The following is a 15,607-nucleotide window of genomic DNA, read 5'->3' on the forward strand; positions in this document are numbered from 1 at the left end:
ATGTTTTGTGTTTATGTATGGCACTGCTCGCACTTACCTTGTAAAAGTACTTGTGAAACATCTACAACCCTGTTAGGTATTTTGGGTATTACAACATCTGCAGGCAGGCAGTCTACCTTACCACAATTAGAACATTGAAAATGTGGGTGGGCATCTGAATGATTGCTAGATGAACATCCATTACATTTTGCGTACCATTTGTGACCGTTTTTGCCTAAAAACGAATGTAAATAACCATCATCTTCAAACTTATCTAAAACACGATAAATAGTAGTTTTATTCATTTGAGCACTAAAACGCTCAATTAAAGTAGTTACAGAAATTGCAGCTGAACTTTTATCAAATTCATCGTGTAATATTTTAACCGACTTTGTTTTTCTTACAATACCCATAGTACAAAAATAATGCAACTGGAATGCAAAAAAAAGAATCTACTTAGTTTTAACTTAATTAATACCTAGCATAGTACTACTTAGCGGTAAAATTAATCTACTATTTTTATATCTATAGAGGTTCTAGATTGCCAACCTGTTTGGTCTGTTACAGAATAAGCACAGTGGTAATCACCTGTATCAATATCGTCCGGAATTGTTAAGCTTACGTTTATTTCATAACTGGTAGAAGCTTCAGGAACCGTAAAGTTTTCCATATAAATAAAAGGGTTTATGGGATCTTTAATAGGTTCTAAATTACATTCTCCCTCTTGGTCATCATGGGTATGATGATCAAAATTATTATGAATATCTAAACTATAAGAAGCCAAAGCTTTGTTGTCTGTAACCTGAGCTCTAAAACTATAGGTTTCTCCTTTTACTAATTGCACACACGGTTGCGGAAAACCTTGAGTGTAATTAATACTAATTGTTGGTTTTTCTTCATCTTTATCACTACTATCATCACTAGAACAAGAAGAAATAATAGCTAATAATGGTAAAAAGAAGAAATATTTTAATTTAATTTTCATTTTCAGAATTTTTAAAACCGCATAGAGAAAAACCCTCTATGCGGTATTTTTTATTATTCAGTTACATCAATATGTGTATCGTACTTTTTGGTGTTACCGTCTTCATCTTCAACAGTAAAAACCATATGATACTCGCCAGCAGGTGCAGTAGCAGGCACGTCTATATGCTCATGAAATTCAGCTTCAGTTTTTTCATGGTATTTTTCTAAGTATTCTTTTTCAAAATCCCATTCTTCTTCACCGTCTTTAAGAGTAAGACCGTGAGCGTGTATATCTACAGTAATATTATGTATGCCGTTTACAGCATTAATCATAAATTCTGCATGAAAATCCTTTCCTCTAGCAACGCTTGCATCTAAAGATATATCACTTAAAGCAATAGGATCTTTAATATCTATGTGACCTTCTACTTCAGTACTATTACCTTCTTCATCTGTAACAACCAATTCTATGTGGTACTCACCAGCAGGTACATTAGATGGTACATCTATGTGCTCATGAAATGTAGGATTAATTACTTGGTAGTTTGCACCAGTATATACTTTTTCAAAATCCCATTCTTCTTCACCTTCACCAACTTCTAAGTCGTGCGCATGAATGCTAATAGCAATGCTTTTTACAGTAGCTTCTGCATTAATTTTTGCTTCTAAATGAATGTCAGAACCTCTATAAACGTACTGTTCTGTAGAATGGTCACCACCTTCGCCATACTCAAAATCTGTAATTAAAGGAGCATTTAAAGCATTAGAATCATCATCACTACTACATGATTGTAAAAAGAGTCCTAGAAAAGCAACGATTGCTAAAAATTTAAAATTTGCCTTTTTAATGTTTGTTTTCATTTTTTTTAATTTTAATTGTTGTTTGTATTTATTTAAATGGAATTGTTAATGACACCGAAATATTTCTACCAGCTTCAGGAACATCTATCAGCCTATAAAAACTAGTGTGATTGTAATATTTGGTATTGAATACGTTATTTAATTTTAATCTTAAATCTACTGGAGCACTGTTTTTAAAAATGTTCATTTTTGATGTAAACGACATATGCAGCACATTGTAACCGTCTGTAGTCTGCTCTGGAGGTACAATTTCTTCTTGTGCTGCAGTAATTATATAATCTGCAGAGATTAGAGGTCTTTTAAAAAATGAAAAATCTTTAAATTGATAAGAGGCAGAAAATAGACCAGATAATGGAGGTGAAAAAGGGAGTGTAAAATCTTTTTTTAACCCACTAGTTTGCCTAGAGTACACATATTCTGCAGATGCGCTTAGTGTTACATTTTTTATAACTGTTGTACTTGCATTAAATTCTCCGCCAAACCTAAAAACTTTGCTTTGTGTGTATTCGTAAATTTGTAATGTTTCAAAATAATTTGAGGTTGGATTTAAGTATATGTAGTTATCAAATAAATTAATAAAAGGGCTAATGCCTAAACTAAATTGTTTTTTAGTGTGATTTATATCTAAGTCTAGTTGATAAGCTACCTCTGGTTTTAAATCTAAATTTCCTTTCTCAAACCTATACATATGATAATTAACACCGTCTGATGCCAACTCGTTAGCTAGTGGCATCCTAAAGCTTTTACCAAGATTTATTTTGTAAGTTGTATTGTTGTTAATGTAGCTAAGACCAACAGAAGCACTTAAGTTATTAAAGTTTAAACTTTTGTTTTTAGAGCGTTGTAAATATTCTTGGGAGGTAGAGCCATCATTGTTTTTTACAGTAGAAGGAAACCAATCATAATACGCTTTAGTGTCTATAATACCATAGTCATAACGTGCACCAGCTAGTAGGTGTAAATTAGAGTTAATTTTAAACTGATCATAACCAAAAGCACCAACAGTAAAACGATTATATTCAGGAATTAAAAATCCCCAACCATCAATAGTGTTGTTTTGCAGTTCCATATTTACACCCATTACCATATGGTGTTTGTTATGAATGTTAAATGCATCTCTGGCATTTAAAGTGTAGGTATTTTTAGTAAAAACACGTTCTTTAGTATTTGGTGGTTTAGGCATATACCCATGCGGAATAGGTTCTGAGTGTTCTTCTCTTTTGTTGTTCTGAAAACCTAAATCAAAATGTAAAATATGTTCACCTGTGTTTACAGTAGTGTTATTGCTAACCCTAAAATGATTTACTTTGTGGTAGGGTAAATCTATATCTCTGTTAGAGGTATCATAATCTATTTTAGATGTTCTAACCTCTAAACCATGTGCATTTGCAAAAAATCCGTTTTTAGCATTTACATTGCTAAATAGTGTTTCTGTTTTTATATTATCTGCAACGTAACCAATACTAACGCTTGCGTTAGCTTCTCTACCAGCAGTGTTTCTTAAATTACTATTATGAAGCTCAAAAATGTAATTTTCATAATTAATTTTAGATGTAGGTACTTTATAGTCACCATAATCTCTATATGTTAATCTTGTACGATAAAACCATTTTTCTTTTCTAGATGTTAAGCCTACAGATACACCAAGTAAGTCGTTATTACTTTCTCCAAGAATATTTAGCTCGCCATTAAAAGAGTTTTGTAATGGTATTTTATTTGGTTGAATATTAACAACGCCTGCAATAGCATCTGACCCAAAAAGTAATGAAGCCGGACCTTTTATAATTTGTATGTTTTCAATTCCTTGTTGGTCTATTTCAAGTCCGTGATCGTTACCCCATTGTTGCGCCTCGTGTTTAATACCGTTTTGCACCACAGCAACTCTATTAAAACCAAGCCCTCTTATAACAGGTTTACTTTGTCCAGACCCAATATTTATAGTACTAACACCGGGTATTTTGCTTAAAGTCTGCATAAGACTGTTTTCTCTGTTTTTATCTAGAAATTCTTTGCTAACTGTATGTGTAACTATTGGAGATTCTTTTGCTTTTCTACGTTTAGTTTTTCCTGTAACTGCTACTTCATTTAAAACGGTAGAAGACTCTTTTAAAAGTACTTTAATGTGTTTGTTAGCATTATTTTTTAAATTAATAGAAACAGTTTCTGAAGCATAACCTACGTGAGATATAGTAATAGAACTAGTTTGTTTTTTGTTGTTATTGATAATAAACTCTCCTGTAGAAGAAGAAACGGCGAACAAATTATTACCCGTAATATTAGCACCCTCTATAGGTTTTAAAGTATTGGCATCTAGCACAGATCCTTTTATTTTAAAAGAATTTTGCGCTGTTGCAGTAGAGCATATACTAATAAATAAGCATATACTCAGCATTTTATAAAGCATAATTAGCTGTTATGTATTGTTATAATGGTATTTAACTAATAAATATGTCTATAGCTTAATGTGTAGTTTAGCATTCATAAGGTTAGCGTTGTAACAAAGCAAACTAGCTCAATTACAAAATAATCACACAACTATAAAAGACAATTAGCAGTAAGGCGGAGGAGGTCTACAAAATAACTGAGCACTACTATCTGGGTTAGAAAAGTAAACATTGTAACCTTTAGTAATTTTTTGTGCTAAAATAGGTTTTAGCTTACAAACTTCTATAAAAGTAAAGTTTACAGAAAGTATGGGAGTATTGTTTTGTACAGTTATAAAGTCGCAAATAGCACAGTCTGTATGCTCATCATGATTTTCTAAGTGAGTTATAGAGTGTAGTCCTGCTATTTTCATTGTAAAGAAAAGGGCAAGTAACAAATATGTAATGCTATTTTTAAACTGATGTAATTTCATAAATTACTACAAACAATACTTTTATATTACAATTATGTTGCGTTAACTGAGTGCAAATATATTATTATTTTATTTTAATGCAACTAAAGCGCAATAATAAAAAATTTAAAAAAATATAGAGGAAAAACTAATTAGCATATTTCTAATATATTAAGTGTTTATAGTACTTTTTGAAGAATAGATATAAAAGTATTATTGAGTGTAATAATGTGTTTTTTGATCAGTTTTACGGTTAAAAATCACTAATAAACCAAAAGTTATATAAAAACACTATAAAACCGTATTTTTGCACGCTATGGAAGAATGGTATCATTACCTACTATTAATTGTAGTTGGTTTTGCAGTAGGATTTATTAATACAGTTGCAGGTGGAGGATCCTTAATTTCATTGGCAGTATTAATATTTTTTGGTGTGCCACCTAGTATAGCAAATGGTACCAATAGGGTTGCAGTAGCTATACAGTCTGTCTTAGGTGTTGCAGGTTTTAAAAGTAAAGGTGTAAGTACTTTTCCGTTTAATATTTACTTAGGTATATCTGCAATGTTGGGTTCTATAGTTGGCGCAAATATAGCTGTAGAGGTAAGCGGTGAAACTTTTAATAGAATTTTAGCTGTAGTAATGATGGTTGTATTACTCATCATTATTTTTAAACCAAAATTAAAAACTGAAGATATACACGAGCGTATTACAGGTAAATACTTGTGGATTGGAGTAATAGCCTTTTTCTTTTTTGGTATTTATGGCGGCTTTATTAATGCAGGTTTAGGTTTTATAGTTATTCTGTTTTTACATTATGCCAGCCATATGACATTAGTACGTGCAAACGCAACAAAAGTAGCGGTAGTTTTAATCTATACTTTAGCGGCGCTTGCGGTTTTTATATATTATGATAAAATAATTTGGGAAATAGGTCTTGTTTTGGCAATAGGTAATGGTTCTGGTGCTTGGGTAGCAAGTAGAGTTTCTGTAGCTAGGGGAGACGGATTTATAAAAAAGTTTTTAATGCTAATGATTGTTGTTATGGCTGTTAAACTTTGGTTTTTTTAATACAATTGATGAAAAATGGAGATTATTAAAAAGTTAGAATGGCGTTACGCTGTTAAAAAGTTTAATGAAGATATTGTACTATCAGATGCAAAAATAGAAGCAATAAAAGAAGCTTTTAACTTAACAGCTACATCATATGGTTTACAACCTATAAAAATGGTTGTTGTTAAAAACAAAGCGTTACAGCAGCAGTTGGCAGCAAGTTCATACAAGCAACAGCAAGTATCGCAGGCGTCCCACGTATTGGTTTTATGTAGAGAAACTGAAATAAGCTCTGCTTATATAGCTAATTATTTTAAGCGAGTACAACAAGTAAGAGGTACAAGTTCAGAAATTTTAGACCCTTTTAAAGAACAACTAACAGCTAGTTTTGGTAAAAAAAACGAACAAGAAGTTGCTCAGTGGGCAATTAATCAGGCGTATCTTGTATTAGGGAATTTATTAACCGTTTGTGCCGCTGTAGAAGTAGATGCTTGTCCAATGGAAGGTTTTGTGCCGGCAGAATATGATACGCTCTTAGGCTTAGACAAATTAAAGTTAGCTTCTGTTTTAGTTATGCCAATAGGTGTAAGAGCAGATGACGATGTGTTTTCTACTTTTAAAAAAGTACGTAAAGAGACCGTAGAAAGTGTTATAGAAATAGCCTAAAATTACTAACTTTACAGTTCTATTGAAGCTATTTTATAATAGCGTTGTTAAGATTAAAAAATAAGAAAAATATACAATATGCCAGGATTTGAATTTTTTGGAGATAAGGAAAGAGCAGAAGTACAAAAGGTACTAGACTCAGGTGTTTTAATGCGTTATGGTTTTGACGGTATGCGTGGCGACCAATGGAAGGCATTAGAGCTAGAGGAAGCCTTAACTAAAAGAATGGAAGTAGGTTATGCACAATTGGTAAGTAGTGGTACTGCAGCTTTAACAGTTGCATTGGCTAGTGCAGGTATTGGTGCAGGAGACGAAGTAATTATGCCAACATTTACTTTTGTTGCTAGTTTTGAGTCTATTTTAGCATTAGGAGCTGTTCCTATTTTAGTTGATGTAGATAATACGTTAACCTTAGATCCAGAAGCGGTAGAAAAAGCAATTACACCAAAGACAAAGGTAGTTATGCCTGTGCATATGTGTGGTTCTATGGCTAATTTAAGTGCTTTAAAAGCTATTTGTGACAAGCATAATTTATTGTTATTAGAAGATGCTTGCCAAGCAATTGGTGGTACTTATGAAGGCAAACCTTTAGGTAGTTACGGAGATTTGGGATGTTTTTCTTTTGATTATGTAAAAACAATAACTTGTGGTGAAGGTGGTGCTGTAATTACTAACAATGAGCAGTATTATAAAAATGCAGACCATTATTCAGATCATGGTCATGATCACATAGGTAAAGATAGGGGAGCAGAAGATCACCCATTTTTAGGATACAACTACAGAATTTCAGAATTACACGCAGCAGTAGGTGTAGCTCAGGTACAAAGATTAGATGAATTTATAGCAATACAGAAAAAAACGTATACTATTTTACGTAATGCATTGTCTACAATACCAGAGGTAACTTTTAGAGCTGTACCTGAAGGAGGAGAAGAAAATTACTCTTTCTTATCTATATTTTTACCAACAGAAGAATTAACTAAAAAAGCTCATAAAGCTTTAGGTGAAAATAGTGTTGATGCTTGTTTTTACTGGTATGCAAATAATTGGCATTACTATAAAAAATGGGCTCACTTAACTAATTTAACATCTTTAGGTAAGCTACCTAATGAGGTTAAAGAGCAACTGCCAGATTATAGCAAGTCAGACTTTTCTAAATCTGACCAATGGATTAGTAGAACAATTTCTTGTCTAGTTAAATTAGGATGGACTGATGAGGAAGTAGAGCAGAGAGCTGCTAATATGGTTAAAGCAATAAAATCTGTATTATAATTTAATATAGATTATTAAAAATAGAAAACTCCCTTAAAACTAAGTTTTAAGGGAGTTTTTATTTGTTGTAGTTAAGTTAATTAGTACTTAACGTAATCTATAATTTCTAAACCATAACCAACAATACCCACACGCCTAGATTGCGTAGTATTTGTTAGTAGTTTTACTTTACTAATATTTAAATCGTGTAATATTTGTGCGCCAACACCAAAATCTCTACTATCCATATCTACTTTAGGTGCTTTAACTAAACCGTTACCTTGTAGTTTTTTAAGTTGAGATAATCTATTTAATAAATTAAGAGATTGAGATTCTTGGTTAATAAAAACCATAGCTCCTTTGCCTTCTTTATTAATAGCAGCAAACATATCCTCTAATTTCTGATCAGGATTATTGGTAAGCGTACCTAAAATATCATTATTTACTAAGGTAGAGTTTATACGCGTAAGTATTTGTTCATCCTTATTCCAGCTACCTTTTGTAAGAGCAATATGTATTTGGTCATTAGTTGTTTGTTGGTAGGCGTGTAGTCTAAATTCACCAAAACGAGTTTCAATTGTAAATTGTTCTTTCTTTTCAATAAGACTATCGTGCTCCATTCTATAGGCGATAAGAGCTTCAATAGAAACAACTTTTAAGTCAAACTTTTTGGCAACATCTATTAATTGTGGCAAACGAGCCATAGAGCCATCTTCGTTCATTATTTCAACAATAACACCAGCTGGCTTAAATCCTGCTAAACGAGCAAAATCTATTGCAGCCTCGGTATGTCCTGTTCTACGTAAAACACCACCTTCTTTAGCAATTAAAGGAAAAATATGTCCAGGTCTTGCTAAATCTTGAGGTTTTATATCGTTCTCTGTAAATGCTTTTACAGTTGCAGCTCTGTCTCCTGCAGAAATTCCTGTAGTAACGCCTCTACCTTTTAAATCTACAGATACTGTAAAAGCAGTTTCCATAGGGTCTGTATTATTGGTTACCATTACGTGTAAACCTAATTCTTTACAACGACCTTCTGTTAAAGGAGCACAAATTAAACCACGACCGTGAGTAGCCATAAAGTTTATCATCTCTGGAGTAACAGCTTCTGCAGCAGCTACAAAATCACCTTCATTTTCTCTATCTTCATCATCAACAACAATAATAACTTTTCCTTTACGGATGTCTTCTATTGCTTCTTCAATTGTATTTAACTGTATTTTATTTTCCATTAGTTTTAGTCTTGGAATTTTTAATAAACTGTTTTTTTATCAAGTAAATAATATCGCCAAAAGAAATTAGGCCCTTATCATTTGTTGCTCTTATAGTTAAAAATACACCTAGAGGTAGCATTACTAAAGTAGGGATCCAAGCAGCTAGTGCTGGTGGTATTTTACCAACTTTAGCTGAGTTACCAACAAATACTCCTAAAAAGTAGTATGCCAAGAAAAGTACAATAGCAATTACCATAGGTAATCCCATACCACCTTTTCTAATAATAGCGCCTAACGGTGCACCAACAAAAAATAAAATGATACAAGAAAAAGCCAATGCATATTTACTATGTAGGGCTAATATATGTATGTTGTAACGTTGGTATTTTATAACTAATTCTTTTTTTCTGGCAGTAACAGAGCTTAATACATTGGTTGTAGAACTGTGTGCTGAGTTATATAATTGCATTTGCATAGGCTCTTCATACAACGCTGCAATATCTCCAGTATAAACAATGGTATCTTTATTAGTCTTTTCGGCTTTTTTGTCTTTTACTACAGCGGCAACTTCTTCTTTAGAAGCCTCGTCTAGCATAGGTTTTGGCTTTTTAAATCCAAAATCTGCTTTAAAAGCACCAGATCTACTAATTATATTTTTAGAAAAAGCTTTTATAGTTTTTATGTTATCTTCTCTAATAGAATCTATATCTACAATAAGTCTAGATACCTTTTTCATTTTTTCGGTATCTACATTACGATCCTCTTCTAAATCCTGATTATCCATAGAAAGTACAATATTTATAATGTACTCGTTAAACTTAGCTTTAGCAAACGGAACTTTTTGCTTGGTTTTACTATTTTTAGACTGCACATCTTCATAATAGTTACCGTCTTTTAGTATAAGTTTTACAATATCAGAATCTTCACTACTAACTAATTCACCTTTTTTAGCTTTTATAACTACATTGCTAATATTGTTTCTAGTTTTTTTGTGAATGATAATATTATCTAAAAAACGATCGTTTTCTCCAGACTTTTTATCAACCTTGATGTTCATCCCTTCAAAATCACTAAAAATACCTTCAGCAATAATGGCGGCAGGTTTTACGTTACCAATGTTTCGTTTTAGGTTATAAATTTTATGAGCAGCAGCAGGGGCAACGTTGTTTGCAAAGAAAAAAGCAACAGTACCTAAAAGCAAAACAAATACCACAATGGTACGCATTGCACGCTGCAAAGAAATACCCGAGGCTTTCATTGCGGCAAACTCATAATTCTCTGCTAAAGTACCAAAGGTTAAAATAGAAGAAAGCACCACCGTTAAAGGCAATACTTTATCTACTAAACTTGGCATAAAGTAAAAAATAAACTTACCAATAATAAGTAAGTCTAATCCTTTACCAGCTAAGTCTCCTATATACAACCAGATCGTTTGGAATATGAAGATTAACATCAATATTGCAAACGAACTGAAAAAGTTGAAAAGAAACTTTGTTAGAATGTAACGATCTAATAATTTCAATGGCTTAATTTCTTATGATATAGTACCCGTCATCCTCGTACTTTTTAAGGTCAAAAGTAAATAAGCTTTTTGATAAAGTTTGATTTGTTTTAAAAGAATTAACAGTAATTGTGGTTTTTGTACCATTATCACCAGTTTCTATAAGGTTGTAGATGTGTTTTGTTTCTACATCTATACCCAAAAGCCTAGATTTTATCTCAGAATTAGAGTCTATCGGAATTAATTTAATGTATTGTATTTTTCTTCCGTTTACAGTTTGTAATTTATCCCAAGCATAATTATGTCCAGATTTGTAAAATGTAAGCATTTTAGAAGGTGTCATTGCATTGTCATCATTAGACTTATCTTCAATAGTCACTTCTTCGTTATCTGGTACAACAGTATAGACTTTTTTACCATCAAACAATTGCATAGAACCAAGGTAGTTAAACAAGTATTTTTCACCTTGTAAAGTAACGTCTCCTCTTGTTTCTCTGTTTATATTGGCTTCACTATTGTTAAGTGAGTGTTTAAAGTCCACAAAAATATTATCATAGCTAGTTACTTTATTATAAACTTTATCTAATAAAGCTTTTGCTTTCTCGGAATTTTGCGCAAAAGATACATTTGCTATTAATATGAATACTAAAACTCCTAATTTTCTCATTTTATATGATTTATTAATTGTTATTTTTTTTCGTTTTCTAATAATTGATCTAGAGCCATCATATCTGGTACCAAAACCTGTCTTGCTTTACTACCTTCAAATTGACCAACAATGCCTGCAGCCTCTAACTGATCTATAATTCTACCTGCTCTGTTGTACCCTAATTTTAATTTTCGTTGTATTAAAGAAGCAGATCCTTGCTGTGCAATTACTATAACTTCTGCAGCTTCTCTAAATAATTTATCGCGATCTGCTATATCATTAGCAATACTTGTGCCAGACTCATCTGGACCAACATATTCTGGCAGTAAAAGAGCTTCTGCGTACGCTCTTTGTGAGCCTATGTAACCTGTAATTTTTTCTACTTCTGGCGTATCTACAAAGGCACATTGTACACGAATTACATCGTTACCCTGTGTATAAAGCATATCTCCACGACCAATTAATTGGTCAGCTCCTTGTGCATCTAGTATAGTTCTAGAATCTATTTTAGAAGTTACTCTAAATGCTATACGTGCTGGGAAATTTGCTTTTATAATACCTGTAATTACATTTACAGACGGTCTTTGTGTTGCTATAATTAAGTGAATACCAATGGCTCTGGCCAATTGCGCTAAACGAGCAATAGGAGTTTCTACTTCTTTACCAGCTGTCATAATTAAATCTGCAAATTCATCTATTACCAATACAATGTATGGTAAAAACATATGACCGTCATTTGGGTTTAGTTTACGAGCTTTAAATTTAACATTGTATTCTTTTAGGTTACGTACCATTGCAGCCTTTAGCAACTCGTACCTGTTATCCATTTCTATACAAAGAGAATTTAAAGTGTTTATAACTTTTGCATTATCTGTAATAATGGCATCTTCAGAATCTGGCAGTTTGGCTAAAAAGTGACGTTCTATTTTATTAAATAGCGTTAATTCTACTTTTTTAGGATCTACCAATACAAATTTTACCTCTGCTGGGTGTTTTTTGTATAGGAGTGATGTTAATACAGCATTTAAACCAACAGACTTACCTTGCCCAGTAGCACCGGCCATAAGTAGGTGTGGCATTTTAGCTAAATCTACTACAAGTGTTTCATTACTAATTGTTTTACCAAAAGCAATTGGTAGCTCCATTTCTGCCTTTTGAAATTTAGTACTTGCTATTACAGAACGCATAGATACTATAGAAGGGTTTTTGTTAGGAACCTCTATACCAATAGTTCCTTTACCAGGTATTGGAGCTATAATACGTATGCCAAGTGCAGCTAAAGAAAGTGCAATATCATCTTCTAAATTTTTAATTTTTGAAATACGCACACCAGCATCTGGTACAATTTCATACAATGTAACTGTAGGTCCAATAGTGGCTTTAATTTGTGCAATTCCTATTTTGTAGTTTTTTAAAGTTTCTACAATTTTGTTTTTATTTTCTTCTAGCTCTTCTTGGTTAATTGTTATTCCGCCACCTGCACCGTGTTGGTCTAATAGCTCTATGTGTGGAAACTTGTAGTTCGCAAGTTCTAAAGTAGGATCAAATTCACCAAAATCATCAACTAGTTTGTCTGCTAGGTTGTCAATCTCTTCTTTTTCTTCAGTAATTTTTTCTACCTCTATATTTAAGCTTTCCTCTACATTTTCTTCATCTTCGGCTACAGTAACCTCAAAACTATTATCCTCTACAGGTTTTTCCTTTTCTATAGGAGGAATTTTTTCTTTGTGAGTATAAGTATCTACAACTACAGGAGTTTCCTCTACAATAACCTCTTCAGTTTGCTTTTCTTTTTTTGTTGAAGTAGAAGACTCATCATCAACATTGTTTAACTCATCAGTTAAAGCAGTTTTTTTCTGTTTAAAATACTGTAAAGCACTTTCTGGTGTAAACTTAAATAGTCGGACTAAAATAAATATCAAACCAAAAATTAGAAGTAGTAAAACACCAATTTTACCGGTATAGTCTTGTAAAAAATCGTTCATTTCAAAACCAACTAAACCACCTAGTAAAGGCCATTTAGCGGCAAAGAAACCTAGTGCTACAGATAACCATAGTACAAATATTAACCCCCAAATCCATTTTTTTACAAGTCCGTTTTTAGGTAAACTAAAAAATAAAGTTAAACCAGATAAAAATAATAGAACAGGGAAAATAAATGAAGCAACTCCAAATCCTTTATATAAAAATAAATGACCTATGCTTGCGCCAAATTTGTTTAGTAAGTTTTTAGCTTGTTCGTTTCTATTAGCAAATTCAGACAATAAACTTTGATCGTCTTGCCACGTAAAATAGAAAGATGTAAAAGAGAAAAACAAAGCAATAGCAAAAAGCATTATAACACTACCTAACAATATTTTATTTTGTTTAGATAAGCCAATACTGCGTTTCTGCTTAGGAGTAGCTGCTTTCTTTTTAGTAGTCTTTTTTGCCATTAAATATGTATACCTTAATATATGTAACTTAAATTTGGTTACAAGTTAAAAATTTTTGGAATGTAAATAATACATCCTATAATAGATGCTGCTATAGAAACTATCATAACAGCACCTGCAGCTACGTCTTTTATAAAGCCAATTTTTGCATCAAACTCTGGTTGTATGTAGTCTGCTATTTTTTCTATAGCAGTATTAACACCTTCTATGCCCATAACTAAACCAATGGCAAATATCTGTAATATCCATTCTGTATTAGATATATTATAATAAAAACCAAAAATGGTAATTAAAATACATATAAAGAACTGAACCTTTATACTAGCTTCAGTCTTTAAAAGTAAAAAAGCACCCTTTAAAGCGTAACCAACACTACGAATTCTGTTTAATACAAAATTTTCTTTTGGCATACTTATAGAGCTTCTAAAGCTGACTTATAATTTGGTTCTTCAGTTGTTTCTGCTACTTGTTCTGTGTAAACAACGTTTCCTTCTTCATTTAAAACAACAATAGGTCTAGACAATAAGGCTTCTAATGGCCCATCTGCAAAAGATAAATTATAAGCTTTACCAAAGTTACCGTCTTTAAAATCTGATAACATTTCTACATTATCTAAACCTTCTGCACCACAAAAACGTGCTTGTGCAAATGGTAAATCTTTAGAAATACATAAAACAACAGTGTTTTCTAATGTAGATGCTTCTTTATTAAATTGTCTAACAGACTGTGCGCATGTGCCAGTGTCTACACTTGGGAATATATTTAATACTACTTTTTTACCCTTGTAATTTTCTAAGGTAGCAGTAGATAAATCGTTTTTAGTTAATTTAAATTCTGGAGCTGTAGCACCAACTTCTGGTAAATTACCTAATGTATTTATTTTATTTCCTTTTAACGTTACTGTAGCCATAATGTGCGTGTTTTAATTTTGGTGTGAAATTAAAAAATATATGAGTGATATGTAACTATTTTAATAAAAAAGAATATTGCATGGATTGAGTGTATTTTAATAGCGTAAATTTATTGATTTTACTTTTAGTATAAGGTTAACTTATTCTTTGATAAAATCTATCAATTTCTTAACTTATATCCGAAAAGATTTTTAGCTAATTTTATCTCAATAAAAATATAGACTGTTATGGAAAATAAAAAACTTACCACATCTGCAGGAGCTCCAGTATCTAACAATCAGCGTTCACAAACGGCTGGTGATAGAGGGCCTGTTTTAATGCAAGATTACAAGCTGTTAGAAAAGTTAGCACACCAAAATAGAGAGCGTATACCAGAACGTGTAGTACACGCAAAAGGTTGGGGGGCAATGGGTACTTTTACGGTAACCCACGATATAAGTAAATATACAAGAGCAAAAATATTTTCATCTGTAGGTAAAAAAACACCTGTTTTATCTCGTTTTTCTACAGTAGCAGGTGAAATGGGAGCTGCAGATACAGAAAGAGATGTGCGTGGTTTTTCTGTTAAGTTTTATACAGAAGAAGGTAATTGGGATATGGTAGGTAACAATACTCCAGTTTTCTTTTTAAGAGATGGTTATAAATTTCCAGATTTTATACATACACAAAAAAGGCATCCTAAAACAAATTTACGCTCACCAGAAGCAATGTGGGATTATTGGTCTTTGTCTCCAGAGAGTTTGCACCAAGTAACTATTTTAATGTCTGATAGAGGTATACCTGTTACTCCAATGCATATGAATGGTTACGGGTCACATACCTATAGTTTTTGGAATAATGACGGAGAACGTTTTTGGGTAAAATTTCACTTTAAAACACAACAAGGTCACAAACATTACACCAATGAAGAGTCGGCTAAAATAATAGGAGAAACTAGAGAAAAATACCAAGAAGAACTTTTTGGAGCTATTGAAAAAGGTGATTTTCCTAAGTGGACATTAAAAATACAGGTAATGCCAGAGGCAGATGCTGAAAAAACACCATACAATCCGTTTGATTTAACTAAGGTTTGGCCACATGCAGATTACCCGTTAATTGAGGTAGGAGAGTTGGAGCTAAATAAAAACCCAGAAAATTACTGGCAGTATATTGAAAATGCGGCTTACTCACCATCTAACATAGTACCAGGAATAGGTTTTTCTCCAGATAAAGTGTTACAAGCTCGTATATTTTCTTACGCAGATGCTCATAGGTATAGATTAGGTACGCAATATGAAGCTTTACCGG

General features: G+C 32.3%; 15 protein-coding genes. 4 read left to right on the forward strand and 11 right to left on the reverse strand.

Annotation, left to right across the window (positions count from 1 at the left end; genetic code table 11):
• Positions 1-11: 11 nt before the first annotated feature.
• The 5 genes from ABJD66_RS12160 to ABJD66_RS12180 form a co-directional block, all read right to left on the reverse strand.
• Positions 12-392 carry a transcriptional repressor gene (locus tag ABJD66_RS12160; protein WP_100895830.1) on the reverse strand — a complete coding sequence of 127 codons (381 nt, stop codon included), beginning with the start codon at positions 390-392 and terminating at the stop codon, positions 12-14.
• 92 nt (positions 393-484) lie between these two features.
• Positions 485-964, reverse strand: coding sequence for a DUF4625 domain-containing protein (locus tag ABJD66_RS12165; protein ID WP_348131966.1), 480 nt, complete (start codon positions 962-964; stop codon positions 485-487).
• A gap of 53 nt (positions 965-1,017) precedes the next feature.
• Entirely contained in the window at positions 1,018-1,806 is a 789-nt protein-coding gene (locus ABJD66_RS12170) for a DUF4625 domain-containing protein (protein WP_348131968.1), read from the reverse strand.
• A gap of 28 nt (positions 1,807-1,834) precedes the next feature.
• A complete protein-coding gene (locus ABJD66_RS12175; RefSeq protein WP_348131971.1) occupies positions 1,835-4,198 on the reverse strand; it encodes a TonB-dependent receptor in 2,364 nt (787 codons plus the stop codon).
• 156 nt (positions 4,199-4,354) lie between these two features.
• On the reverse strand, positions 4,355-4,663 hold the full coding sequence (locus ABJD66_RS12180; protein ID WP_348131974.1) for a hypothetical protein: 309 nt from the start codon (positions 4,661-4,663) through the stop codon (positions 4,355-4,357).
• Positions 4,664-4,958: 295 nt separating this feature from the next.
• Between ABJD66_RS12180 and ABJD66_RS12185 the strand changes: the two genes are divergently transcribed.
• The 3 genes from ABJD66_RS12185 to ABJD66_RS12195 all read left to right on the forward strand — a co-directional run bounded on the left by ABJD66_RS12185 (position 4,959) and on the right by ABJD66_RS12195 (position 7,631).
• Entirely contained in the window at positions 4,959-5,711 is a 753-nt protein-coding gene (locus ABJD66_RS12185; protein WP_348131977.1) for a sulfite exporter TauE/SafE family protein, read from the forward strand.
• Positions 5,712-5,726: 15 nt separating this feature from the next.
• Positions 5,727-6,359 (forward strand): nitroreductase family protein, encoded by a 633-nt coding sequence (locus ABJD66_RS12190; protein WP_348131980.1) that lies wholly within the window; start codon positions 5,727-5,729, stop codon positions 6,357-6,359.
• Between the two features lie 78 nt (positions 6,360-6,437).
• Complete coding sequence (locus tag ABJD66_RS12195) at positions 6,438-7,631, forward strand: DegT/DnrJ/EryC1/StrS family aminotransferase (protein ID WP_303541793.1); 1,194 nt, start codon at positions 6,438-6,440, stop codon at positions 7,629-7,631.
• A gap of 80 nt (positions 7,632-7,711) precedes the next feature.
• On the opposite strand, the gene ribB is transcribed toward ABJD66_RS12195, so the two are convergent.
• Genes ribB through tpx form a run of 6 tightly spaced genes read right to left on the reverse strand, consistent with a single transcriptional unit; the run spans position 7,712 to position 14,319 of the window.
• Positions 7,712-8,842 carry a 3,4-dihydroxy-2-butanone-4-phosphate synthase gene (gene ribB, locus ABJD66_RS12200; RefSeq protein ID WP_100895837.1) on the reverse strand — a complete coding sequence of 377 codons (1,131 nt, stop codon included), beginning with the start codon at positions 8,840-8,842 and terminating at the stop codon, positions 7,712-7,714.
• Positions 8,832-10,325, reverse strand: a complete 1,494-nt coding sequence (locus tag ABJD66_RS12205) for an LptF/LptG family permease (RefSeq protein WP_303541924.1) — start codon at positions 10,323-10,325, stop codon at positions 8,832-8,834. Before ABJD66_RS12205 ends, ribB begins: the two co-directional genes overlap by 11 nt.
• A 25-nt stretch (positions 10,326-10,350) precedes the next feature.
• Complete coding sequence (locus tag ABJD66_RS12210; RefSeq protein ID WP_303541795.1) at positions 10,351-10,992, reverse strand: outer membrane lipoprotein carrier protein LolA; 642 nt, start codon at positions 10,990-10,992, stop codon at positions 10,351-10,353.
• Positions 10,993-11,012: 20 nt separating this feature from the next.
• A complete protein-coding gene (locus ABJD66_RS12215) occupies positions 11,013-13,409 on the reverse strand; it encodes a DNA translocase FtsK (RefSeq protein ID WP_100895839.1) in 2,397 nt (798 codons plus the stop codon).
• Positions 13,410-13,447: 38 nt separating this feature from the next.
• Complete coding sequence (locus tag ABJD66_RS12220) at positions 13,448-13,819, reverse strand: diacylglycerol kinase family protein (RefSeq protein WP_348131987.1); 372 nt, start codon at positions 13,817-13,819, stop codon at positions 13,448-13,450.
• Between the two features lie 2 nt (positions 13,820-13,821).
• Positions 13,822-14,319 (reverse strand): thiol peroxidase, encoded by a 498-nt coding sequence (gene tpx, locus ABJD66_RS12225; protein WP_348131990.1) that lies wholly within the window; start codon positions 14,317-14,319, stop codon positions 13,822-13,824.
• A gap of 228 nt (positions 14,320-14,547) precedes the next feature.
• Here tpx and ABJD66_RS12230 point away from each other — a divergent pair.
• A partial coding sequence (locus tag ABJD66_RS12230; RefSeq protein WP_348131993.1) for a catalase occupies positions 14,548-15,607 on the forward strand: 1,060 nt, incomplete at its 3' end.

Origin of the sequence: Cellulophaga sp., assembly GCF_039943695.1 — a bacterium.
GTDB lineage: Bacteria > Bacteroidota > Bacteroidia > Flavobacteriales > Flavobacteriaceae > Cellulophaga.

Bases quoted from the DNA above. Each gene is read 5' to 3' on its own strand.
- ABJD66_RS12160 (WP_100895830.1), bottom strand. From the start codon at position 392: ATGGGTATTGTAAGAAAAACAAAGTCGGTTAAAATATTACACGATGAA.
- ABJD66_RS12165 (WP_348131966.1), bottom strand. From the start codon at position 964: ATGAAAATTAAATTAAAATATTTCTTCTTTTTACCATTATTAGCTATT.
- ABJD66_RS12170 (WP_348131968.1), bottom strand. From the start codon at position 1,806: ATGAAAACAAACATTAAAAAGGCAAATTTTAAATTTTTAGCAATCGTT.
- ABJD66_RS12175 (WP_348131971.1), bottom strand. From the start codon at position 4,198: ATGCTGAGTATATGCTTATTTATTAGTATATGCTCTACTGCAACAGCG.
- ABJD66_RS12180 (WP_348131974.1), bottom strand. From the start codon at position 4,663: ATGAAATTACATCAGTTTAAAAATAGCATTACATATTTGTTACTTGCC.
- ABJD66_RS12185 (WP_348131977.1), top strand. From the start codon at position 4,959: ATGGAAGAATGGTATCATTACCTACTATTAATTGTAGTTGGTTTTGCA.
- ABJD66_RS12190 (WP_348131980.1), top strand. From the start codon at position 5,727: ATGGAGATTATTAAAAAGTTAGAATGGCGTTACGCTGTTAAAAAGTTT.
- ABJD66_RS12195 (WP_303541793.1), top strand. From the start codon at position 6,438: ATGCCAGGATTTGAATTTTTTGGAGATAAGGAAAGAGCAGAAGTACAA.
- ribB (WP_100895837.1), bottom strand. From the start codon at position 8,842: ATGGAAAATAAAATACAGTTAAATACAATTGAAGAAGCAATAGAAGAC.
- ABJD66_RS12210 (WP_303541795.1), bottom strand. From the start codon at position 10,992: ATGAGAAAATTAGGAGTTTTAGTATTCATATTAATAGCAAATGTATCT.
- ABJD66_RS12215 (WP_100895839.1), bottom strand. From the start codon at position 13,409: ATGGCAAAAAAGACTACTAAAAAGAAAGCAGCTACTCCTAAGCAGAAA.
- ABJD66_RS12220 (WP_348131987.1), bottom strand. From the start codon at position 13,819: ATGCCAAAAGAAAATTTTGTATTAAACAGAATTCGTAGTGTTGGTTAC.
- tpx (WP_348131990.1), bottom strand. From the start codon at position 14,319: ATGGCTACAGTAACGTTAAAAGGAAATAAAATAAATACATTAGGTAAT.